This is a genomic window from Acinetobacter bereziniae LMG 1003 = CIP 70.12 (assembly GCF_000368925.1).
GTDB classification, from domain to species: domain Bacteria; phylum Pseudomonadota; class Gammaproteobacteria; order Pseudomonadales; family Moraxellaceae; genus Acinetobacter; species Acinetobacter bereziniae.
In genome coordinates this window covers 1,584,671-1,605,591 of record NZ_KB849756.1, presented here as the reverse complement: position 1 = coordinate 1,605,591, position 20,921 = coordinate 1,584,671, and the positions used below count along the sequence as shown (strand labels likewise).

Here is a 20,921-nt window from a genome sequence, read left to right as displayed (position 1 = left end):
TCTACTAAAAATAAAAGATTATCTTGGTTATGCATTTTTTACAAAAAGTTTGGGCTGAAAACTTCCCTGAAAAAATTATCTGGGGATGGAAAGACACTTTTGCCGTTTCTATTCTCCCATTGATTGTTATAAATGGTCTTATTTTAGAAAAAATATTTGGAATCTCGATAGCTGTCAGTTTGGGCGATACTATTTTAAGAGGCGTACTGTTTATTTTAGTGTGCTGCTTATATAAGGATATGTTGTTTACGCATTGGAAAAAATATCAACAGGCTTTTTGGCGTTCAAGTATATTGGTTGTGGTGGGTGCAATATGCTTACAAGTGATTATCTCACTCACACGTCAATTTCTTCCTGTGAGTGAAAGTCACGAAGAAAGACCATTTATTGATCCTGAAAAAATTGCTTTTCTGAGTTTGTTACTCATCAGCTTTGGACCTTTATTTACTGCACTTTTAGAAGATATCGTGTTCCGCTATACCTTATTACAAAAACTATTTATTCAGCCGTGGTTATGGCGCATGGTTTTGATCATGCTGAATTCGATTTTATTTGGTTTGATTCATTATTATAATTTTGATGGGAACCTAGTCGCAACAATCAGCTTTATGAGTGCAGGATTATTTTTAAACTTGATCTACTTATGCACAAGAAATATATGGCATGTGTTACTCATTCATTTTCTCAATAATGCGGTATTATCTGTGGGTGGGATTTTACTATTAAAACTTATTCAAACATTCACTTAGTTATTTAGTTGTTGCATATGTCTAGTTTATTTATCGTTATGTTGGGTGGTCGCCATGCACGTGCCAATACAGAAGTCCATGATGTCGTTTTGGCTGTTGGAGACACACTTGAAGAAATTTATCCTCAATTAAAAAATGCGTGGTTTGGTGAACAACAAGGTTTGCATATTGATGCTTGGCAAAAGCTACAAGTCATTGAGTTTGAAAATAAGACATATCAGATCCGTTTTAGTGATGCTCAACCGAATCTATTAGACGCTAAGTTGTGGTTAATTAACCTAGGTGGCTACGATGTAAATGAGTTTGGAGAGTTGCATCGTTATGTTCTTGTTGTCGCCCAAGATGCCAGTGAAGCAAAAAGCAAGGGCAAACAGCATTTTGCCAACCATTGGCAAAAGCAGCACACAGATCGGGTTTTAGATATCGATGATTGTATTGCAATTGATCATGTACATGGTCGCTATGTTGAATTGATTGAAGTAGATACGAAAACAGATTTAAGTCAATTCTGTGAAAGTACGTGGGAAAATACCTACTTGACGATTTAACAGTAAACGCGATTTGATTCATCGAAATGGCGCAGTATTTCAGCCTTAAAAGATTAACAGTGGTTTAATTAGCAACAAACAATATAATTCTTTGCAGTACTTACGCATAAGCCTGTTGTTTATACAACAAAGTCTCCGCAATGTTGAACATGAGACTGAATACAATGAGAACTCAAACAAAACACTGTGGAGTGTATGCAATGAGCGGATTATTAGATGAATTGGGTAAAATTGCAGGTGCTGTAATTGCTGAGCAAGGTGTTGATAAATTAGATCCTGATGCTGGATTTTTAGAAAAAGCGGCAGGTGCATTTGCAGGATATGAAGCTGCAAAAATTGCTGAAAATAAACTGGAAAATGATACTGAACAGCAAAGCTCGGATGACCAATCCTAAATTAGCTCTTTAAATCTTTATCTACGAGTGAATCCAAGAGATGATCATGTGTTTAACTCAAGTATTTAAATTGCTTCATGGTTAATCCTCTTTTAATAAGTCTTCAATCAGTTAAAAAGGGCATAGAATCTATGCTCTTTTTTTATTATCTTAAATAAAGATAAGTAATGAAGAAAAACATCAAATGCATTATAACGCTGAGGATATTAAGCGAAGTCTTGCCAATTCAATCCCTGGAGGATGCTTATCAATAAAACCGCTATAAAATATGGAAAAAAAGCATTTCTTTGATAGATCAATACTCGTTATATTGTCCATCGTTATAATGAAACTACTAGCTGTACGCCATGTATTTATATACTGATTTTGATCAGCAACTGATCAACGAACGTGTTGCACAATTCCGTGATCAAACGGAACGTTATTTAGCTGGAAAACTCACTGAAGATGAGTATCGTCCTTTACGCTTACAAAATGGTTTATACGTGCAGCGTTATGCGCCAATGCTACGTATCGCTGTACCTTACGGTTTAATGAATTCTAAACAATTGCGCAAAGTTGCTGAACTTGCTAAAGAATACGACCGTGGCTATGCGCATGTTTCAACACGTCAGAATATTCAGTTTAACTGGCCTGCACTGGAAAACGTTCCTGATATGCTTGAAGGTCTTGCTTCTGTTCAAATGCATGCCATTCAAACCTCAGGAAACTGTATTCGTAATACAACTACTGATCAATATGCTGGCGTTGTGGCTGGAGAAATTGCCGACCCACGCCCAACTTGTGAATTGATTCGTCAATGGTCGACATTCCATCCTGAATTTGCATTCTTACCACGTAAATTCAAAATTGCAGTGTCTGCACTTGAAGAAATTGATCGTGCTGCAACTTCATTCCATGATATCGGTGTATATTTAACTCGAAATGAAGCGGGTGAATTGGGTTATAAAATCAAAGTCGGTGGCGGTTTAGGACGTACACCGATCATTGGTTCAATGATTCGTGAATGGTTACCACGTGAAGATTTAATTGCATATTTGGAAGCAGTACTTCGTGTATATAACTTACATGGTCGCCGTGACAATAAATACAAAGCACGTATTAAAATTTTGGTGAAAGCATTAACACCTGAAGTGTTTGCTGAAAAAGTGGAAGCTGAGTTTGCTGAAACCATCAAAACATTGAAAGTACAACCCGAGATCTTAGAAAAATTAGATCAAGAATTCATGCCGTTTGATTATCAAGATTATGCGGATGAAGACTTTAGTGCCTTATTTGCTGAATATCCAAAATTCAAGCATTGGTTCAATATCAATACCAATGCACATAAAGTGGCTGGTTATCGTATTGTCACCATTTCACTCAAACGTGCAGGTATTGCACCGGGTGATATGACTGTTGAAGAAATGAATTTGATTGCAGATCTTGCAGACAAATATACTTTTGGCGAGTTGCGTACTACGCACGAACAAAATATTTCATTGGTGGATGTTCCGCAAAAAGATTTATTTGAATTGTGGCAAGTTCTTGAAAAGAACAATTTGGCTCGTGCACATATTGGCTTTATTACCGATATTATTTGCTGTCCGGGTGGTGACTTCTGTTCTTTGGCGAATGCGAAATCGATTCCAATTTCTGAAGCGATTACACGCCGTTTTGATGATTTAGATACAGTTTATAATTTAGGTCATATTGACTTGAATATTTCAGGTTGTATGAATGCTTGTGGTCACCACCATGTCGGTAATATCGGTATTTTAGGTGTAGATAAAAAAGGTGCGGAATTCTATCAAATTACTTTGGGCGGAAACGCAGACCACGATGCTTCAATTGGTGACATTTTAGGACCATCATTTGCTGCGGAAGCTGTACCTGATATTATTGATGAAATTTTAAATACTTACCTTGATCTTCGTAATGAAGGTGAAGCATTTATTGAAACTTACCGCCGTGTCGGCATTAAACCATTTAAGGAGCGTGCATATGCTTAATACCGCACTTCAAGTCCTCTCTAAAGATGGCTCTATTGCAGACAATACTTATCAAATTATTGGTGAGGATGGTGTGTTACCTCAAGGTGATGTATTGTTGACTGTTGAACAGTTGGATCAGCTTGCCAATGTAACAGGTAAAAAAGCGCTATTGATCACTGTGGATGCTTCGCCAGAAACTAACCAGTTTCCGCTTGATCAGTTAGATGCAATCTTTATTGATTTTGCAGGGTTTAATGATGGTCGTGGTTATTCCTTTGCGGCATTATTGCGTCGCCAAGGTTACCAAGGTGAGCTTCGTGCAACTGGTGATGTATTTAAAGACGTTTTGAATTATATGAAGCGTTCAGGTTTTGATACCTTTGTAATTAAAGAAGGTAAAGATATTCAAGAAGCTGCTGCTGGTTTAGGTGATTTTACTCACCCTTATCAAGCCTCTACAGCAGTACCGAAAGCGCATTATCAAACCGGCGCTTGATTATTTTAAGCATTGATTTTGAATTAGAAAGCCGAACATATGTTCGGCTTTTTTCTGGATGATTGGTCGAATTATTAAACATGAATGCTTTCATGCCGACTAAAACTATGTTCAAAGTTAAATCAGGAATTTAAATTGATCGTTGCATTTTTGCAATGTTGTATGCTGTAAAAGTCGCTGTTTTACCGAATTGAAAGATCACATAATGAAATAAAGATTTATTATGGTGAATGAAATGCTCAATCAAACAACAGGTGATTTATCGTTACTCAAAGGTTGGAATGCAACTTTACCGAATACTGAAGTCATGCCTGTATTGTTTCTTGGGCATGGTTCTCCAATGAATGCCATTCAAACCAATGATTTTACACGTTCGTGGAATCGTATTGGTGCTGAAATGGAGACACAACCGACAGCAATTTTATGTATTTCTGCACATTGGCTTACACAGGGTGTTACAGCAGTTACTGCCATGCAACAACCCAAAACGATTCATGATTTTGGTGGCTTTCCTCAAGCATTATTTGATATGCAATATCCTGCTTCTGGAAATAAAGCACTGGTTGAAGAAACAACTGCTGCGATTCATCGTGTTGAAGTTCATCATGATCATACGTGGGGCTTGGATCATGGAACATGGGCGGTGTTATGTCATGTATTTCCACAAGCCAATATTCCCGTCGTACAGTTGAGTATCGACTACAGTCAGGATGCACAATATCATTATGATTTGGCAAAAGAACTAGCTCAATTGCGCCGTAAAGGTGTTTTGATTGTTGCGAGTGGTAATTTGGTCCATAACCTTAGAAAAGTTGCTTTTGACAAATTTGATGGTCACTTTGGTTATGATTGGGCTTTAGAAGCAGATGCAAAAATGAAGAATTTTTTGTTAAGTCATAATCATCAAGCATTGATTGATTGGCAAAAGCAGGGTCCTGAATTTTTATTGTCGATTCCAACACCAGATCACTATTATCCAATGTTATATGCTTTAGGTTTACAGGAAGAAAATGATCAGCTGAGTATTTTTAATGATCAAGCCGTAGCAGGTTCTTTGACCATGACATCATTTAGGTTGGATCAAGCATAGTTTTTAAAATTCAAACCTAAAAAGGTGAATCGAGGGATTCACCTTTTTATTTATCCAAAGATTCTGCTGGTTGTTGAGGTTTACTCAAGATAAAATTTGACGATGATGATTTGAACTAAAACGACAATGTCTTTCTTACTTGCAAAAATTAATCCTGGGGTATTTTGGCTGTTGATCGCAATTGCGACTGATGTTCTATCCACATTTTATTCTGCTAAAGGCAATGGTCTGGTCAATAAATTTGATCAAGGCATCGCTCTAGTTTTGTATATCATTTCTTTTGCATGTGCTGCTTATGCGTTGAAATTTATGCAAGCTGGAATTCTATATGTTTTATGGTCTGGGCTTGGGGTGATCGCCACTGCGTTATTAGCCAAGACATTTTTAGGTCAAAATATTGATTTAGCTGGCTGGGTCGGGATTGCTTTTATTACTGTTGGTCTCACAATTATTGCGCAATTTTCCAATATTGATGTCTAAAGCTTAACCATAGCTTAGACATCAGTGAGTGAATGCAAAATTTAAAATAGTGGTGAATTAATAAACTTATAAAAAAATGCTGTGCCCAGAGAAGGTTCTAAAAGTAATGGGAATAAGAAACCATAGATTGCACCAGTAATATGAGCACGATGGTCAATCAGTGGTGAATGCCCAGAACGAATCGCATACATGCTATAGCACAAATATATTGTTCCAAAAATAATTGCGGGAACCGGTAAAATATAGATATAGATCATGCCCCAAGGATTAAATAAGATCGAACTAAACAGTACTGCATTGACTGCACCTGAGGCGCCTAAACTTCGATAAGAGTTTAAATTCCGATGATGCAAATAGCTTGGAATAGCAGCAATAATGATGGCGCTACAATAAAATAAGACAAAGCCCATACCACTTAAATAACCACGGAAAAACCATTCAATATTTCGTCCAAAGAAATACAAGGTAAACATATTAAAGAATAAATGCATACCATCATTGTGGATGAAACCATGTGTTAAAAAGCGATCATATTGACCATGCTTAATTGCTGAAATATTGAAAATCAAACGATTCATGACATTGCGTTGTTGCCAAGCAATGATAGAAATTGCAATCGTGATGAGAATAATCAGAAGTGTATGGGTAAGCCCTGTGATCATATTTGTTATAAATGATGTCGTTTTCTTGAGTAAACTATAGCCTATATCATGTCGAATCAATAGGCTATATTTTAATGAGATGATTAAACTTCATTGAGTTGGCAGTTTACCATCCATCGAATACCAAACTGATCTGTGAAAGCGCCATATAGAGCACCCCAAAACGTTTTATCCAAAGCCATTTCAATCTGACCATTGGCAGAGAGTGCTGTAAATAATCGTTGAGCTTCATCCGCTTCATGTGCTTCTAAATTAATCGAAATATAATGATTAGTTCCTTTGCTGAATGGAGCACTATTTGGTGCACAGAACTGTTCAGTGGTATCCGAGCCCATCAATACAGTAAAGTCATTAATGGGCAAAGAAATGTGCAAAATATAATTTTTCTCTTGTTCAGGGACTTGGACATCAGGCAATTCTGAATAGCGCTTTAAAAAAGAGAAATCTCCACCAAAAAACGACTTATAAAAGTTAAAAGCGGCTTCTGTTTGACCTTCAAAATTTAAATAATGATTGAGTTGCATTGTGCTTGTGTCGATTTTGTTGTTTTGAAGTGACTAATTTATCAGCTCATTGTTTAAAAATTGATGAAGGTTTTGTAATTGGACAGATGAATGCTTGATACCAAGGATTCATCTGCCCATTGAGCTTTAAAGCTGTTTATCTTGTTTTTGCTCTAACTTTAAATCTTGTTGATTGGCATATCCATCAATGTCTGCATTTTGCAGTGGTTCATTTGGATTTGGACGATCCACAAAACCAATTTTAGGCACAGGAATCTCAATTTGATTTTCCACAAAGCGATTACGGATCAGCTCATGAATTTCATCTTTAACTTGTAGATAGTTGGCTTGCATACACCAAAGTGCAAATAAAATTTCAATGGATGATTCACCAAACGCGGACACAGTCACACGTGGTTTAGGATCTGCCAAAACCAATGGGTAATCGTTGGCGACCTCAATCAATACTTCACGGACTTTGTTAATATTTTCATTAAAATTAATTGCTACCGTGATCGACAATCGTCGTATCGGGAATTTTGATAGATTATGGACTGGTGCTCGAATCAGTTGCTCATTGGGTAGGCGTACATAAACATTGTCCATGGTTAAAAGTTTCACGGACAAAAGGTCAATGGAAATTACTTCACCTTCAATCGTATGCCCACGAATGAGGGTGATTTGGATTGTATCACCGACTTCAAAAGAACCTTCACCGATTAAAAATAATCCACTGATCAAGTTAGATGCTGAGGTTTGTGAGGCGAAACCCAGTGCTACGGTCAAAATCCCTGCTGCACCTAAAAATACACTGAGTTTAAATCCTGCTTCTTTTAAACTGGCAATTACAAACAGCAAGAAAATAAAATAAAAAATACCTCTGCGCCACACCAAACGTTGATGTGCATTAAAACGTGCACCTATAGTTCGAATAAAAGTATTGGAAATAACACGCGCCAGTACAAAGCCAACAAAGCAGAGAATCAGTGCAACGGCAATTTCACTTAAACGATCTAAATTTACATTGGTGAAAATGCCTTTTAAGCTGTCCGCGATGTCTTTGGGAATATTGGATTGAGCCATTGTTTACCTCATCCCTTAGAAAAATGAATCAAACATGTTAAATAATGCGCCACCCGGTGAACGTGGTGGATGAACATAAATCACTTCTCCAGCCAGTGGTGGGGTACGATTTTCAATTCTAACGCGAGCAGGACGATCATTACCTTCATAAATGACCTTAATTTGTGAGGTCCATAAACGACCTGTACTTTCACTATAAAATAAAGGCAATGCAGGAACAGGCACATTCATCCGATCGAAGCGTAATTGATGACTGCTGACATTGTGAAAATCAATCGGGGTAACAGCACGGAAAGCACGGGGGCGCAATAAATTCAATTCTGTACGACCATCGACTGAGGTCGCATAACACATTTCACCTGTACGGTGATCTGGACCAAACCATGTATCCTTAGGCAAAATCACAGGAATATCAAATAGTGGCTCTTTCTGTGCCTGAACAAAGCCTGAAATCCATAAGGGGGTACTGATATACAGCGTACCACGTTGTCCTGCTGGAATATAAATAGGATCGACAGGACGAATAACTACAGAACGGTCAGCCAATCGGGGCATTAACTGAAATGTTTTGTGAGTTTCTCTAAACATGTAGCGCTCAACATGCACGGGTTCAGGAAAACCAAAATTCACATCATGAATTTTATGCCATTGCTGTTCATAGTCGTACTGGAAGTGTGGGCGATAATATTCTAGACGCCATTCTTGTAAACCGCGTGTAATGCGCATCATCATTGAACCAAACTGCCATGCTTTGGATTGGTTCAATTCAAAATTTTGTTCTCCCCACCACTTTAAATCGGGAAGTTCTGGTTCAAGATGGTCTTTCTTTTTAGACAAAAGTGTTCATCCTATTCATAAAATCATCATCAAATCTTTAACAAACAGACTTCACGCTGTCATGTGCATAGAGTACACTCAAAGCAATTTAAATGATTAATATAAGTTGTAATGCAAGTTCTTAAACAATTACAAATACCATATAGTTTTGCAAAACGGCATGGAGTGCTGTTGCGTTATGAAGGTGATCAAGTTTTTATTGTTCGTCGTCAGGATACCGCACAAATTGCGATTCAGGAAGCACGTCGTTATCTTGGTCGCGTTGCACAACATCAATTATGCAATGAAACTGAATTTAATCAAATGCTCAGTTCAAGCTATGCAGGTGAAACAGGTGAGTCACAACAAGTCGCAGCTGGCTTGGAAGATCATCCCGACTTATTAAGCCTTGCTGATCAAGTTCCTGAAACAGAAGATTTGATGGATCAGGAGGATGATGCACCTATTGTCCGACTGATCAATGCCTTGTTGTCAGAAGCCATCCGTGTGGGTGCATCTGATATTCATATTGAAGCATTTGAAAAGAAATTATCTGTGCGATTACGTGTTGATGGTCAGTTGCGTGAGATTGTACAACCACGTCGAGAACTTGCACCGTTGTTGGTATCACGTATCAAGGTGATGGCAAAACTGGACATTGCCGAAAAACGTATTCCGCAGGATGGTCGTATTTCTTTACGTCTCGCTGGGCGTGAGGTAGATGTTCGGGTATCCACACTGCCATCATCTCATGGTGAGCGTGTAGTGATGCGTTTGCTGGATAAACAGGCTGGACGTTTAAACATGACGCATTTGGGGCTGATGAAAAACGACTATGATCGCTTGACTCAATTGGTTCACCGTCCACACGGCATTATTTTGGTTACGGGACCAACAGGTTCTGGTAAAACAACAACTTTATATGCCGCACTTTCTGACTTAAATGATGGTTCAAAAAATATTCTAACCGCTGAAGATCCAATCGAATATCAACTTGAAGGTATTGGACAAACCCAAGTTAACACCAAAGTGGATATGACTTTTGCGCGTGCGCTGAAAGCGATGCTTCGCCAAGATCCTGATGTTGTGATGGTGGGGGAAATTCGTGACTTAGAAACCGCAGAAATTGCAGTGCAAGCCTCTTTAACAGGTCATTTGGTTTTATCTACACTTCATACCAATACTGCAATTGGTGCAGTAACACGCTTGAAAGATATGGGAATTGAACCCTTCTTATTATCCAGTTCATTGATTGGTGTGATTGCACAACGCTTGGTTCGAACTTTATGCTCTCATTGCCATACATGGCGTGAAGCAGATGATTTTGAAAAAGATGTATTTAAACCTGTAAGTTTAGAATCAGATCTAAAGTTACCTGTGCCAAACGGTTGTGATTATTGTTCACATACGGGTTTTACGGGACGTACTGCGATTTATGAAATTGTACCGATTGATGAGCAAATGCGTCGTTTAATTCATGGTAATGCTGCTGAGTACGAACTTGAAGAATATGCACGTAGAGATGCGAGTTCAATTCGTGATGATGGTTTACGTAAAGTATTGGCGGGTAAAACGACCATGGAAGAAGTATTACGTGTGACCAATGAGGCGGCTGAATAGTTAGAGATGACTTGGTTGTATAATTCGAATTTTCTTTCGCTTTACTGCGTGTGTGACTTAAGTAGCAATTAATTCTATCTCGTTCATAAAGTTCAACGAGAAATAAAACAGTGCGCCCCTACTTAAAAAATAAAAATTCCACTTTTAATTAAGTAGGGGGCATAACATTAAACAATCACATTCAATGTCACATCAATATTGCCACGAGTCGCATTTGAATATGGGCAAACAATATGAGCAGCATCGACTAATTTCTGTGCTTCTTCTTGCTCTAAACCTTCTAAATGAATGTTTAACGTCACTTGAATACCAAAGCCAGTAGGAATAGGACCAATACCGACATCACCTTCGATATATACATCTGGGGTAATTTTTAAATGATCACGATTCGCAACAAATTTCATCGCACCTAAAAAACAAGCTGAATAACCTGCTGCAAAAAGTTGTTCTGGATTGGTTCCACCACCAGCACCGCCCATTTCTTTTGGAACAGCGAGTTTAACATCTAAAATTCCATCTGATGATGTTGCACGACCATCACGACCACCTGTTGCTTTTGCATGTGCTGTATAAACCACTTTTTCTAAAGACATTGGATGCTTCCTTTGATTGTGTTCAAATATATCGTATACGATATAAATATTTAAACAAGTAGTGTTTGTGTAAAATTTAATAAAAAATTATTTTGAAATGTTGTCGCGTAAAGTTGAAAGGAGCTCTTTAAGCTCGGTCAATGTGTCTAAATTACATTCACTGGCTTGAGCGATTTGAAGTGGGATATCAACGGCTTTTAATTTTAATTGCTGTCCTTCTTCAGTTAGGCTAATGATCACTTGACGTTCATCAAGGGTCGAACGTTCCCTATTAAGTAAACCATGACTTTGTAATTTTTTAAGCAAAGGGGTTAGCGTAGAGGATTCTAAAAACAGCTTTTCACCTATTTCAGAGACAGTTACACCATCTTTTTCCCAAAGCACGAGCATGACTAAGTATTGTGGGTAAGTTAAGCCCAATGGTGCAAGTATTTTTCGGTACAGTTGATTGAGTGCCAAGTTCGTAGAATAAACAAGAAAGCAAACTTGATGATCAAGATTTAAATGTGAATAGTCTTGTTGCATGCTTGTCTCAAAAGATATGACTCATACTGAGTATAACGCTGTTTGTCATATTCATAAAATAAAGTCATTTGGGAAAATATTAGAGAGTAATCAATCGGCGATGTTGTATCAGTGGCATTGATGCACGAACAGCATCTTGTTCAGCTAAATCAAAAGGTACAGTCAGCAGTTGAGCGCCTTCCTGATTTGACATTGCCAAAATTTGACCTCGGCTATTGGTTGCCCCAGCATGGCCCCAAGTTTGGCGTTTCTCACCGTGCCAACCTTGTTGAGCAGCACCTAAAACTTGACATTGACTGTCCATCGCACGAGCTTGCAGTAATAACTGCCAATGCATTTGACCTGTGGTATAAGTAAATGCAGCAGGCGCTGTTAAAAGATTTGCACCTTCGGAGCGAAGTATCAGTGCAAGTTCAGGAAAGCGTAGGTCATAGCACACCATCAAGCCGATATTGCCAAAAGGTGTTTTTGCAACCACAACATCATTGCCTGGTTCAAAGAATTTTGATTCTTGATAGCCACCAACAGCATCGCCCACTTGCACATCAAACAAGTGAATTTTGTCATAACGCGCCTCAGTACGTTCAGGGCTAATACATAAGCTTACTGTACGTACACGACCATCTTCAATGATAGAGCCATCTGGACGGAACGGGCACGGTAATGTACCGGCAACTATCCATATTTGATAACGATGTGCTAAATGCTCTAAACGCTTTTGAATATCTTCAAAGCGTGTCGCAGTTTCTCGTTGTTTTCCAGCCGCGAAACAGACAAAGTTTTCTGGGAAAACAATCAAAGATGCACCATCAGCTTTACTTTGTTGCACCAATGACTCAATCACACTGAAGTTAGCTTCAATGTCATTTTGAGAATTCATTTGAACAACAGAAAGTAAAGTCATGTGCTATCCCTAATCATAACAATTTTGAAAAGATTAAGCGTTTTGCTGATCTGAAGATACACATTCCATAGTATCTTGCTGCTTTTCAAGTTGTTTCACTAATGGCTCGAACATATTTTGATTGTTTTCGTTGAGCTTCATTAACGTTTTGTGTGCATCGAGAACGGTACACAACATGGTGCTGTGATTCACATTGTCGTCAATCAAAGCATTGGTACATACTTTAGGGTCACCACAATAATTTAAAATGACAAACACCTGCCCTAAGCCCATGCTATTGGCTAGAGTGGTAATGTCTGGATTTGTGGATAGCATGACTGCTTGGATGTGGTGTACTTGTTTTAACTTTAAACCAAGTTTCGCAAGTATTCCAAGAACAGTACTATCAATAAATGTGGTTTGGGTTAAATCAACAATTGCGCCAATGACGTTTTTCTGTTGTTCAATCCTTGCCAAAAGTTTGTCTAAACTAATACAAGATTGGGCTCGCACTTCACCAATAAGTTTGAAAATATGCGTTCCATTCAAGCTTGCATATTCAACATGACCTGTTGACATATAAATGCCATTTGCAGAGAAGGATAGGAAAATTATCACATAGCGCAAGTCTATACTCAAGCGTTTGCATATCAGTTAATAGTCTAATTAGTTATATGTATTTGATTATAATGTTAATTCATTCTGCGAAGACTGAGGATGGCAATGTCATCTGCGACGTGATCTGGCGCGCGGAATGATTGATTTTGCAAATGATAGACCAATTGAGCGAATTGTTCATTCAAACCACCAGAAAAAGGTTCAAGTGCACCATCAGAACAAATAATGAACCGCGCATGCTTATTTAAAGTACATTCAAATTCTTCAACCTCTAAGTCTTCTGTAAGTCCTAAAGGAAAGCTACTGGTATTTAAAACACGAGGAGCTTGATTGGGTTCAAAAATAATAGGGGGTGGATAGTGCCCCGCACTTGACCACTTTAATGTATGTGTCTCAATGTTGAGAATTCCTGCCAGCATAGTGATGTGTTTTTCAATATTCTCTTGTACAAGCATTCCATTCAGTTTCTTAATTAACTCTCTTGGTGTTTTTGAACGCCCGTGAAAAGCTGCCATCCATGAAGTCAACAAAGAGCTGGTTACGCCATGACCGGAGACATCCGCCAAATAGAACATGATTTCTTTATCACTGATTTTCCAGTAATCATACCAGTCACCAGACAAGTAAGCTGAAGGCTGAAAAAGGGTTTCAACTTTATAGTTTTGCAGGTCTATTGGATTGGGGAGGAGTTTTTTTTGTAATTCTGCAGCAGAGGGTAGATCGCGACTATCTTGGTTTCGTTTATATTGGGCATCTATCTTAAAGAGCGAACCTTCAAGGTTGCTAGGAAGCTTGGTCCATATCCAACCAGCAAGCGCACCAAGTTCCCATGCTAGGGAAAGCTCAGCACCTTCATTCTCTTGTGCAATGACAATCGTTGGCAGTGCCCATTGATATTCTAAAAAATCATGTACATCTGCAATCGCGATTCTGGTTGGATCATAAAGATGAATCTCTTCAATGGTAATCATCTGCAAGCTTGGAAGCGTATTTAATACGTGCTCTAAACTTGAAATCTGGCGACTGGGTTGAATGAAATACATAGAAGAAATGAATGATCCTTAATCAATATAAAAAGCGATACCCACTAGATTTACTATAGATAACACCACATTGCTAGTAAAACTAAAGAGATTACTAGCAAATAAGTTTAACAAAATATTGTGATTATTTGTTTGTGCCTGTATCAGATGAATCATCAGTATCATCATCGTCATCATCAACAAAAGAAACAGCTTCTGCACCACCGCCTTTTTTCTCTGCGATTTGGAAAGCAAGGCGCTGTAAATAAATATCACGGATTGCTGAATAGCGATCACCTTGCAATACATTTTCCACATCTAATAGTTTTGAGCGTGTATTGATCCCGCCTAAAACACGATTTCCCCAAATTAAACCTGTTTGATTGTTATCATCCATTGGATAGCTAATCGGGTTTGCATAGCTTTCAGCAACGTAATCCACAGAGTGGCGAAGTGTACTTGGTCCTAAGACAGGTAACATGAGATAAGGACCACTCGGTACACCATAATAGCCAAGTGTAATGCCTAGACTTTCTTCTTCAGTCGATAAACCTAAACGAGTTGCTGGATCTGCTAGACCTAAAGAAGTAACAGTATTCAGTGTAAAACGACCCAATGATTTAGCTGCACGCTTAAAACGACCTTGAGCAAGCTGATTAACCGCATTCCACGGTTCGCTTAAATTTTTACGAAACAGACTATATGAAGAGCGCACATCTTCAGGAACTTTTTGCTTATATTGAATGGCGACTGGTCGAGCGACATTACGGTCAATCATATCGTTAAATGCATAAATTTCACGGTTTAACGGTTGTAGGGGGTCTTTTACAGCATCTGGTTGAGCAGCATTTGCATTTACTTTTAAATCATTTTTTGTAATGTTTTTGAGCTCTTTAAGTGCTTCAATTCTTGGATGCTTAGACATTGCTGGATCAGAAGAATTCTCTTGAGACAACTTATCAGCTGAAACAGAGTCAACAGCATTGTCAGAATTTTCTTGGGTAGATAATTCTTCTTGAGCAAATACATGGCTCGTCAGACCAATGCTGAGTAAACAAGCCCAAAGTACGTGATAAGGACGCATAGAATTCCTTGAAATATGCTTATAGTAAAAATGGTCGATAATATTATTAAAGACACTTTCGTATTCTAACAGTAGTTGTTGCATATGTATTAAAGCAAATTTGATTAAAAAGTGTGAATAAATTTGATTAATGGATAATATTTGTACAAACAAATGAAATAATTAAAAAAGGGGGTTGTGTTAGGTTAGGAATGCTGTAGAATGCACATCCATCGGCGGTGATGAAGATTAAAACTTCTGATAAAACAATGACTTGGTTGAATTAATTAAGTTGGGTTTTAGAAAGGAAGTTTAAAAAATAATTTGAAATCACAGTTGACTTTCTAGAGATAGAGAGTAATATAGCCGACCTAGCTTGATGCTGACGAAGCATGAAGAAGATCATTAAGAGAATATGAAGAACAACTTGTGTGGATTTTTACTGATTGATTGATCGAAATATTATCATTGATTGATTGGTTTAAATTACTCGAAGTTTATTTGAGAGAATTTGTCAGTAATTGATGAGCCAGAATTGTGACCTTAAGTCACTAATGATTTTAACTGAAGAGTTTGATCATGGCTCAGATTGAACGCTGGCGGCAGGCTTAACACATGCAAGTCGAGCGGGGGAGATTGCTTCGGTAATTGACCTAGCGGCGGACGGGTGAGTAATACTTAGGAATCTGCCTATTAATGGGGGACAACATCTCGAAAGGGATGCTAATACCGCATACGCCCTACGGGGGAAAGCAGGGGATCACTTGTGACCTTGCGTTAATAGATGAGCCTAAGTCGGATTAGCTAGTTGGTGGGGTAAAGGCCTACCAAGGCGACGATCTGTAGCGGGTCTGAGAGGATGATCCGCCACACTGGGACTGAGACACGGCCCAGACTCCTACGGGAGGCAGCAGTGGGGAATATTGGACAATGGGGGGAACCCTGATCCAGCCATGCCGCGTGTGTGAAGAAGGCCTTATGGTTGTAAAGCACTTTAAGCGAGGAGGAGGCTCTTTTGGTTAATACCCAAGATGAGTGGACGTTACTCGCAGAATAAGCACCGGCTAACTCTGTGCCAGCAGCCGCGGTAATACAGAGGGTGCGAGCGTTAATCGGATTTACTGGGCGTAAAGCGTGCGTAGGCGGCTTTTTAAGTCGGATGTGAAATCCCCGAGCTTAACTTGGGAATTGCATTCGATACTGGGAAGCTAGAGTATGGGAGAGGATGGTAGAATTCCAGGTGTAGCGGTGAAATGCGTAGAGATCTGGAGGAATACCGATGGCGAAGGCAGCCATCTGGCCTAATACTGACGCTGAGGTACGAAAGCATGGGGAGCAAACAGGATTAGATACCCTGGTAGTCCATGCCGTAAACGATGTCTACTAGCCGTTGGGGTCTTTGAGACTTTAGTGGCGCAGCTAACGCGATAAGTAGACCGCCTGGGGAGTACGGTCGCAAGACTAAAACTCAAATGAATTGACGGGGGCCCGCACAAGCGGTGGAGCATGTGGTTTAATTCGATGCAACGCGAAGAACCTTACCTGGTCTTGACATAGTAAGAACTTTCCAGAGATGGATTGGTGCCTTCGGGAACTTACATACAGGTGCTGCATGGCTGTCGTCAGCTCGTGTCGTGAGATGTTGGGTTAAGTCCCGCAACGAGCGCAACCCTTTTCCTTACTTGCCAGCATTTCGGATGGGAACTTTAAGGATACTGCCAGTGACAAACTGGAGGAAGGCGGGGACGACGTCAAGTCATCATGGCCCTTACGACCAGGGCTACACACGTGCTACAATGGTCGGTACAAAGGGTTGCTACCTAGCGATAGGATGCTAATCTCAAAAAGCCGATCGTAGTCCGGATTGGAGTCTGCAACTCGACTCCATGAAGTCGGAATCGCTAGTAATCGCGGATCAGAATGCCGCGGTGAATACGTTCCCGGGCCTTGTACACACCGCCCGTCACACCATGGGAGTTTGTTGCACCAGAAGTAGGTAGTCTAACCGTAAGGAGGACGCTTACCACGGTGTGGCCGATGACTGGGGTGAAGTCGTAACAAGGTAGCCGTAGGGGAACCTGCGGCTGGATCACCTCCTTAACGAAAGATTGACGATTGGTAAGAATCCACAACAAGTTGTTCTTCATTGATGTATCTGAGGGTCTGTAGCTCAGTTGGTTAGAGCACACGCTTGATAAGCGTGGGGTCACAAGTTCAAGTCTTGTCAGACCCACCAAGTCTACTGAACACAGAAGAGCAGATATATTAAGATCTTAAGCTGGGGACTTAGCTTAGTTGGTAGAGCGCCTGCTTTGCACGCAGGAGGTCAGGAGTTCGACTCTCCTAGTCTCCACCAAATTTGAGGGAAAACAAAGCAACGCTTTGTCCGAGAATTTAAGCAAGGAGCTGTGCTTCGCGCAGGCATCCATTTGAAAGATGAAATTGATTATAGAAATTAATGAACTGAAGTTTATAGAGTTTATTAACTTCTGTGATTTATCACAGTGAACTACTTGCTGACGAGGCGGTAGTGAATCATTAACAGAATATATTTGAGTTGAAATAATTGTTTAACTCGTTTTATGAAGCTTAACAAGCAATTGTTAAAGCGGAATGAAATGAGAACTAGCGATAAAACTGAATCAAGCGTTTTGGTATATGAATTAAATTGAAGCTGTACAGTGATTAAGTTCACAAGCAACAAATAGAAGTGGTTAAATCCACATTGTTGATCCTCCTTGTAGGGATTAACGACTGTTTGGGGTTGTATAGTCAAGTAATTAAGTGCATGTGGTGGATGCCTTGGCAGTCAGAGGCGATGAAAGACGTAATAGCCTGCGATAAGCTTCGGGGAGGCGGCAAATATCCTGTGATCCGGAGATTTCTGAATGGGGAAACCCACTTACCATAAGGTAGGTATCGCATGATGAATACATAGTCATGCGAGGCGAACGAGGGGAAGTGAAACATCTCAGTACCCTTAGGAAAAGAAATCAATTGAGATTCCCTCAGTAGCGGCGAGCGAACGGGGATCAGCCCATTAAGTTATATGTGTATTAGCGGAAAGCTCTGGGAAGTGCTACCGTAGAGGGTGATAGTCCCGTACACGAAAGTGCACATATAATGATGACGAGTAGGGCGAGGCACGTGAAACCTTGTCTGAATATGGGGGGACCATCCTCCAAGGCTAAATACTCCTGACTGACCGATAGTGAACCAGTACCGTGAGGGAAAGGCGAAAAGAACCCCTGTGAGGGGAGTGAAATAGATCCTGAAACCGCATGCATACAAGCAGTGGGAGCCGACTTGTTCGGTGACTGCGTACCTTTTGTATAATGGGTCAGCGACTTATATTCAGTAGCAAGGTTAACCGCATAGGGGAGCCGTAGAGAAATCGAGTCTTAATAGGGCGTTTAGTTGCTGGGTATAGACCCGAAACCGGGTGATCTATCCATGAGCAGGTTGAAGGTTGGGTAACACTAACTGGAGGACCGAACCCACTGTCGTTGAAAAGCCAGGGGATGACTTGTGGATAGGGGTGAAAGGCTAATCAAACTCGGTGATAGCTGGTTCTCCCCGAAAGCTATTTAGGTAGCGCCTCGGACGAATACCATAGGGGGTAGAGCACTGTTTCGGCTAGGGGGTCATCCCGACTTACCAAACCGATGCAAACTCCGAATACCTATGAGTACTATCCGGGAGACAGACTGCGGGTGCTAACGTCCGTAGTCAAGAGGAAAACAATCCAGACCGCCAGCTAAGGCCCCAAAATTATAGTTAAGTGGGAAACGATGTGGGAAGGCATAGACAGCTAGGAGGTTGGCTTAGAAGCAGCCACCCTTTAAAGAAAGCGTAATAGCTCACTAGTCGAGTCGGCCTGCGCGGAAGATGTAACGGGGCTAAAACTATATGCCGAAGCTGCGGATGTATACATTGTATACGTGGTAGGGGAGCGTTCTGTAAGCCGATGAAGGTGTGTTGAGAAGCATGCTGGAGGTATCAGAAGTGCGAATGCTGACGTGAGTAACGACAAAACGGGTGAAAAACCCGTTCGCTGAAAGACCAAGGGTTCCAGTCCAACGTTAATCGGGGCTGGGTGAGTCGACCCCTAAGGCGAGGCCGAGAGGCGTAGTCGATGGGAAATTGGTTAATATTCCAATACTTCTGTGTAATGCGATGAGAGGACGGAGAAAGTTAAGTCAGCCTGGCGTTGGTTGTCCAGGTGGAAGGTTGTAGGCATGCATCTTAGGCAAATCCGGGGTGCTCTATGCTGAGAACTGATAGCAAGCGAGTTTACTCGTGAAGTGGCTGATACTATGCTTCCAGGAAAAGTCTCTAAGCTTCAGTTACACAGGAATCGTACCCGAAACCGACACAGGTGGTCAGGTCGAGTAGACCAAAGCGCTTGAGAGAACTCTGCTGAAGGAACTAGGCAAAATGGTACCGTAACTTCGGGAGAAGGTACGCTGCTGACGGTGATAGGACTTGCTCCTTGAGCTATTGGCAGCCACAGAAACCAGGCCCCTGCAACTGTTTATTAAAAACATAGCACTCTGCAAACACGAAAGTGGACGTATAGGGTGTGATGCCTGCCCGGTGCTGGAAGGTTAATTGATGGGGTTAGCGTAAGCGAAGCTCTTGATCGAAGCCCCAGTAAACGGCGGCCGTAACTATAACGGTCCTAAGGTAGCGAAATTCCTTGTCGGGTAAGTTCCGACCTGCACGAATGGCATAATGATGGGGGCGCTGTCTCCAGCAGAGGCTCAGTGAAATCGAAATCGCCGTGAAGATGCGGTGTACCCGCGGCTAGACGGAAAGACCCCGTGAACCTTTACTGCAGCTTGACATTGAACTTTGATCTTACTTGTGTAGGATAGGTGGGAGGCTTAGAAGTAGCGACGCCAGTTGCTATGGAGCCATCCTTGAAATACCACCCTGGTAATATTGAGGTTCTAACTCTGTCCCGTTATCCGGGACGAGGACCATGTCTGGTGGGTAGTTTGACTGGGGCGGTCTCCTCCTAAAGAGTAACGGAGGAGTACGAAGGTGCGCTCAGCGTGGTCGGAAATCACGCGTAGAGTATAAAGGCAAAAGCGCGCTTAACTGCGAGACCCACAAGTCGAGCAGGTACGAAAGTAGGTCTTAGTGATCCGGTGGTTCTGTATGGAAGGGCCATCGCTCAACGGATAAAAGGTACTCTGGGGATAACAGGCTGATACCGCCCAAGAGTTCATATCGACGGCGGTGTTTGGCACCTCGATGTCGGCTCATCTCATCCTGGGGCTGAAGCAGGTCCCAAGGGTATGGCTGTTCGCCATTTAAAGAGGTACGCGAGCTGGGTTTAGAACGTCGTGAGACAGTTCGGTCCCTATCTACCGTGGGCGTTGGAAATTTGAGAGGATCTGCTCCTAGTACGAGAGGACCAGAGTGGACGAACCTCTGGTGTACCGGTTGTGACGCCAGTCGCATCGCCGGGTAGCTATGTTCGGAAGGGATAACCGCTGAAAGCATCTAAGCGGGAAGCCTACCTCAAGATAAGATTTCCCTAGGACTTTATGTCCTCTAAAGAGCCGTTGAAGACTACGACGTTGATAGGTTGGATGTGGAAGTGCGGTGACGCATGAAGCTGACCAATACTAATTGCTCGTGAGGCTTGACTATACAACACCCAAGCAGTTGTATGTGAAGCATCATTTGATTCATAAAAGATCAAAGAAACTTGATTTAGTTGTAAAGCTAGTTACAATAACCAACTCAAATGTTCTTCTGTTAAACTCATTTGGAACAAAGTAAGGCATACCC

18 protein-coding genes, 2 tRNA genes and 2 rRNA genes are annotated in these 20,921 nt (G+C 40.8%); 12 read left to right on the top strand and 10 right to left on the bottom strand.

The window, feature by feature from the left end; genetic code table 11:
- Nucleotides 1–29: 29 nt before the first annotated feature.
- From F938_RS17265 to F938_RS17235, 7 genes are all read left to right on the top strand, one after another.
- On the top strand, nucleotides 30–749 hold the full coding sequence (locus F938_RS17265; RefSeq protein WP_005033819.1) for a CPBP family intramembrane glutamic endopeptidase: 720 nt from the start codon (nucleotides 30–32) through the stop codon (nucleotides 747–749).
- Between the two features lie 17 nt (nucleotides 750–766).
- Complete coding sequence (locus F938_RS17260; RefSeq protein ID WP_004824958.1) at nucleotides 767–1,297, top strand: DUF1543 domain-containing protein; 531 nt, start codon at nucleotides 767–769, stop codon at nucleotides 1,295–1,297.
- Nucleotides 1,298–1,497: 200 nt separating this feature from the next.
- Entirely contained in the window at nucleotides 1,498–1,692 is a 195-nt protein-coding gene (locus F938_RS17255) for a hypothetical protein (protein WP_004824957.1), read from the top strand.
- Between the two features lie 347 nt (nucleotides 1,693–2,039).
- A complete protein-coding gene (locus F938_RS17250; protein WP_004824956.1) occupies nucleotides 2,040–3,683 on the top strand; it encodes a nitrite/sulfite reductase in 1,644 nt (547 codons plus the stop codon).
- Nucleotides 3,676–4,161, top strand: a complete 486-nt coding sequence (locus F938_RS17245; protein ID WP_004824955.1) for a DUF934 domain-containing protein — start codon at nucleotides 3,676–3,678, stop codon at nucleotides 4,159–4,161. Before F938_RS17250 ends, F938_RS17245 begins: the two co-directional genes overlap by 8 nt.
- Nucleotides 4,162–4,384: 223 nt before the next feature.
- Nucleotides 4,385–5,251, top strand: coding sequence for a 4,5-DOPA-extradiol-dioxygenase (gene ygiD / locus F938_RS17240; RefSeq protein ID WP_005033814.1), 867 nt, complete (start codon nucleotides 4,385–4,387; stop codon nucleotides 5,249–5,251).
- 126 nt (nucleotides 5,252–5,377) lie between these two features.
- Nucleotides 5,378–5,731: a DMT family transporter gene (locus F938_RS17235; protein WP_005033812.1), complete on the top strand. Its 354-nt coding sequence runs from the start codon at nucleotides 5,378–5,380 to the stop codon at nucleotides 5,729–5,731.
- A gap of 41 nt (nucleotides 5,732–5,772) precedes the next feature.
- Here the strand turns inward: F938_RS17235 and F938_RS17230 are convergent, their stop codons facing one another.
- From F938_RS17230 to F938_RS17215, 4 genes are all read right to left on the bottom strand, one after another.
- The gene (locus F938_RS17230; protein ID WP_005033809.1) at nucleotides 5,773–6,393 is read right to left on the bottom strand and encodes a rhomboid family intramembrane serine protease; all 621 of its coding nucleotides are present in this window, start codon (nucleotides 6,391–6,393) and stop codon (nucleotides 5,773–5,775) included.
- Between the two features lie 83 nt (nucleotides 6,394–6,476).
- Nucleotides 6,477–6,917, bottom strand: a complete 441-nt coding sequence (locus F938_RS17225) for a VOC family protein (protein ID WP_005033806.1) — start codon at nucleotides 6,915–6,917, stop codon at nucleotides 6,477–6,479.
- A gap of 126 nt (nucleotides 6,918–7,043) precedes the next feature.
- Nucleotides 7,044–7,979, bottom strand: coding sequence for a mechanosensitive ion channel family protein (locus F938_RS17220; RefSeq protein WP_004824949.1), 936 nt, complete (start codon nucleotides 7,977–7,979; stop codon nucleotides 7,044–7,046).
- Between the two features lie 15 nt (nucleotides 7,980–7,994).
- Nucleotides 7,995–8,816: a hypothetical protein gene (locus F938_RS17215; RefSeq protein WP_004824948.1), complete on the bottom strand. Its 822-nt coding sequence runs from the start codon at nucleotides 8,814–8,816 to the stop codon at nucleotides 7,995–7,997.
- A 111-nt stretch (nucleotides 8,817–8,927) separates the two neighbouring features.
- On the opposite strand from F938_RS17215, the gene gspE reads away from it, so the two are divergent.
- Nucleotides 8,928–10,415: a type II secretion system ATPase GspE gene (gene gspE / locus F938_RS17210; protein ID WP_005033803.1), complete on the top strand. Its 1,488-nt coding sequence runs from the start codon at nucleotides 8,928–8,930 to the stop codon at nucleotides 10,413–10,415.
- Between the two features lie 167 nt (nucleotides 10,416–10,582).
- On the opposite strand, the gene F938_RS17205 is transcribed toward gspE, so the two are convergent.
- The 6 genes from F938_RS17205 to F938_RS17180 form a co-directional block, all read right to left on the bottom strand.
- Entirely contained in the window at nucleotides 10,583–11,008 is a 426-nt protein-coding gene (locus F938_RS17205; RefSeq protein ID WP_005033801.1) for an organic hydroperoxide resistance protein, read from the bottom strand.
- An 87-nt stretch (nucleotides 11,009–11,095) separates the two neighbouring features.
- Nucleotides 11,096–11,533: a MarR family winged helix-turn-helix transcriptional regulator gene (locus F938_RS17200; protein ID WP_005033798.1), complete on the bottom strand. Its 438-nt coding sequence runs from the start codon at nucleotides 11,531–11,533 to the stop codon at nucleotides 11,096–11,098.
- Nucleotides 11,534–11,612: 79 nt separating this feature from the next.
- A complete protein-coding gene (locus tag F938_RS17195) occupies nucleotides 11,613–12,437 on the bottom strand; it encodes a carbon-nitrogen hydrolase family protein (protein ID WP_005033796.1) in 825 nt (274 codons plus the stop codon).
- 33 nt (nucleotides 12,438–12,470) lie between these two features.
- Complete coding sequence (gene gigB, locus F938_RS17190) at nucleotides 12,471–12,995, bottom strand: anti-anti-sigma factor GigB (RefSeq protein WP_009586265.1); 525 nt, start codon at nucleotides 12,993–12,995, stop codon at nucleotides 12,471–12,473.
- 113 nt (nucleotides 12,996–13,108) lie between these two features.
- Complete coding sequence (gene gigA / locus F938_RS17185; RefSeq protein WP_005033793.1) at nucleotides 13,109–14,077, bottom strand: RsbU family protein phosphatase GigA; 969 nt, start codon at nucleotides 14,075–14,077, stop codon at nucleotides 13,109–13,111.
- A 124-nt stretch (nucleotides 14,078–14,201) separates the two neighbouring features.
- Nucleotides 14,202–15,140, bottom strand: a complete 939-nt coding sequence (locus tag F938_RS17180; RefSeq protein ID WP_005033791.1) for an MlaA family lipoprotein — start codon at nucleotides 15,138–15,140, stop codon at nucleotides 14,202–14,204.
- A 540-nt stretch (nucleotides 15,141–15,680) separates the two neighbouring features.
- Here F938_RS17180 and F938_RS17175 point away from each other — a divergent pair.
- The 4 genes from F938_RS17175 (at nucleotide 15,681) to F938_RS17160 (ending at nucleotide 20,780) form a co-directional block, all read left to right on the top strand.
- A 16S ribosomal RNA gene (locus tag F938_RS17175) occupies nucleotides 15,681–17,219 on the top strand.
- A gap of 59 nt (nucleotides 17,220–17,278) precedes the next feature.
- Nucleotides 17,279–17,355, top strand: a tRNA-Ile gene (locus F938_RS17170).
- A 44-nt stretch (nucleotides 17,356–17,399) separates the two neighbouring features.
- Nucleotides 17,400–17,475, top strand: a tRNA-Ala gene (locus F938_RS17165).
- Nucleotides 17,476–17,889: 414 nt separating this feature from the next.
- A 23S ribosomal RNA gene (locus F938_RS17160) occupies nucleotides 17,890–20,780 on the top strand.
- The 16S and 23S rRNA genes sit together here with 2 tRNA genes alongside, the layout of an rRNA operon.
- Nucleotides 20,781–20,921 lie beyond the last annotated feature (141 nt).

Bases quoted from the DNA above. Each gene is read 5' to 3' on its own strand.
- F938_RS17265 (WP_005033819.1), top strand. From the start codon at position 30: ATGCATTTTTTACAAAAAGTTTGGGCTGAAAACTTCCCTGAAAAAATT.
- F938_RS17260 (WP_004824958.1), top strand. From the start codon at position 767: ATGTCTAGTTTATTTATCGTTATGTTGGGTGGTCGCCATGCACGTGCC.
- F938_RS17255 (WP_004824957.1), top strand. From the start codon at position 1,498: ATGAGCGGATTATTAGATGAATTGGGTAAAATTGCAGGTGCTGTAATT.
- F938_RS17250 (WP_004824956.1), top strand. From the start codon at position 2,040: ATGTATTTATATACTGATTTTGATCAGCAACTGATCAACGAACGTGTT.
- F938_RS17245 (WP_004824955.1), top strand. From the start codon at position 3,676: ATGCTTAATACCGCACTTCAAGTCCTCTCTAAAGATGGCTCTATTGCA.
- ygiD (WP_005033814.1), top strand. From the start codon at position 4,385: ATGGTGAATGAAATGCTCAATCAAACAACAGGTGATTTATCGTTACTC.
- F938_RS17235 (WP_005033812.1), top strand. From the start codon at position 5,378: ATGTCTTTCTTACTTGCAAAAATTAATCCTGGGGTATTTTGGCTGTTG.
- F938_RS17230 (WP_005033809.1), bottom strand. From the start codon at position 6,393: ATGATCACAGGGCTTACCCATACACTTCTGATTATTCTCATCACGATT.
- F938_RS17225 (WP_005033806.1), bottom strand. From the start codon at position 6,917: ATGCAACTCAATCATTATTTAAATTTTGAAGGTCAAACAGAAGCCGCT.
- F938_RS17220 (WP_004824949.1), bottom strand. From the start codon at position 7,979: ATGGCTCAATCCAATATTCCCAAAGACATCGCGGACAGCTTAAAAGGC.
- gspE (WP_005033803.1), top strand. From the start codon at position 8,928: ATGCAAGTTCTTAAACAATTACAAATACCATATAGTTTTGCAAAACGG.
- F938_RS17205 (WP_005033801.1), bottom strand. From the start codon at position 11,008: ATGTCTTTAGAAAAAGTGGTTTATACAGCACATGCAAAAGCAACAGGT.
- F938_RS17200 (WP_005033798.1), bottom strand. From the start codon at position 11,533: ATGCAACAAGACTATTCACATTTAAATCTTGATCATCAAGTTTGCTTT.
- F938_RS17195 (WP_005033796.1), bottom strand. From the start codon at position 12,437: ATGACTTTACTTTCTGTTGTTCAAATGAATTCTCAAAATGACATTGAA.
- gigB (WP_009586265.1), bottom strand. From the start codon at position 12,995: ATGTCAACAGGTCATGTTGAATATGCAAGCTTGAATGGAACGCATATT.
- gigA (WP_005033793.1), bottom strand. From the start codon at position 14,077: ATGTATTTCATTCAACCCAGTCGCCAGATTTCAAGTTTAGAGCACGTA.
- F938_RS17180 (WP_005033791.1), bottom strand. From the start codon at position 15,140: ATGCGTCCTTATCACGTACTTTGGGCTTGTTTACTCAGCATTGGTCTG.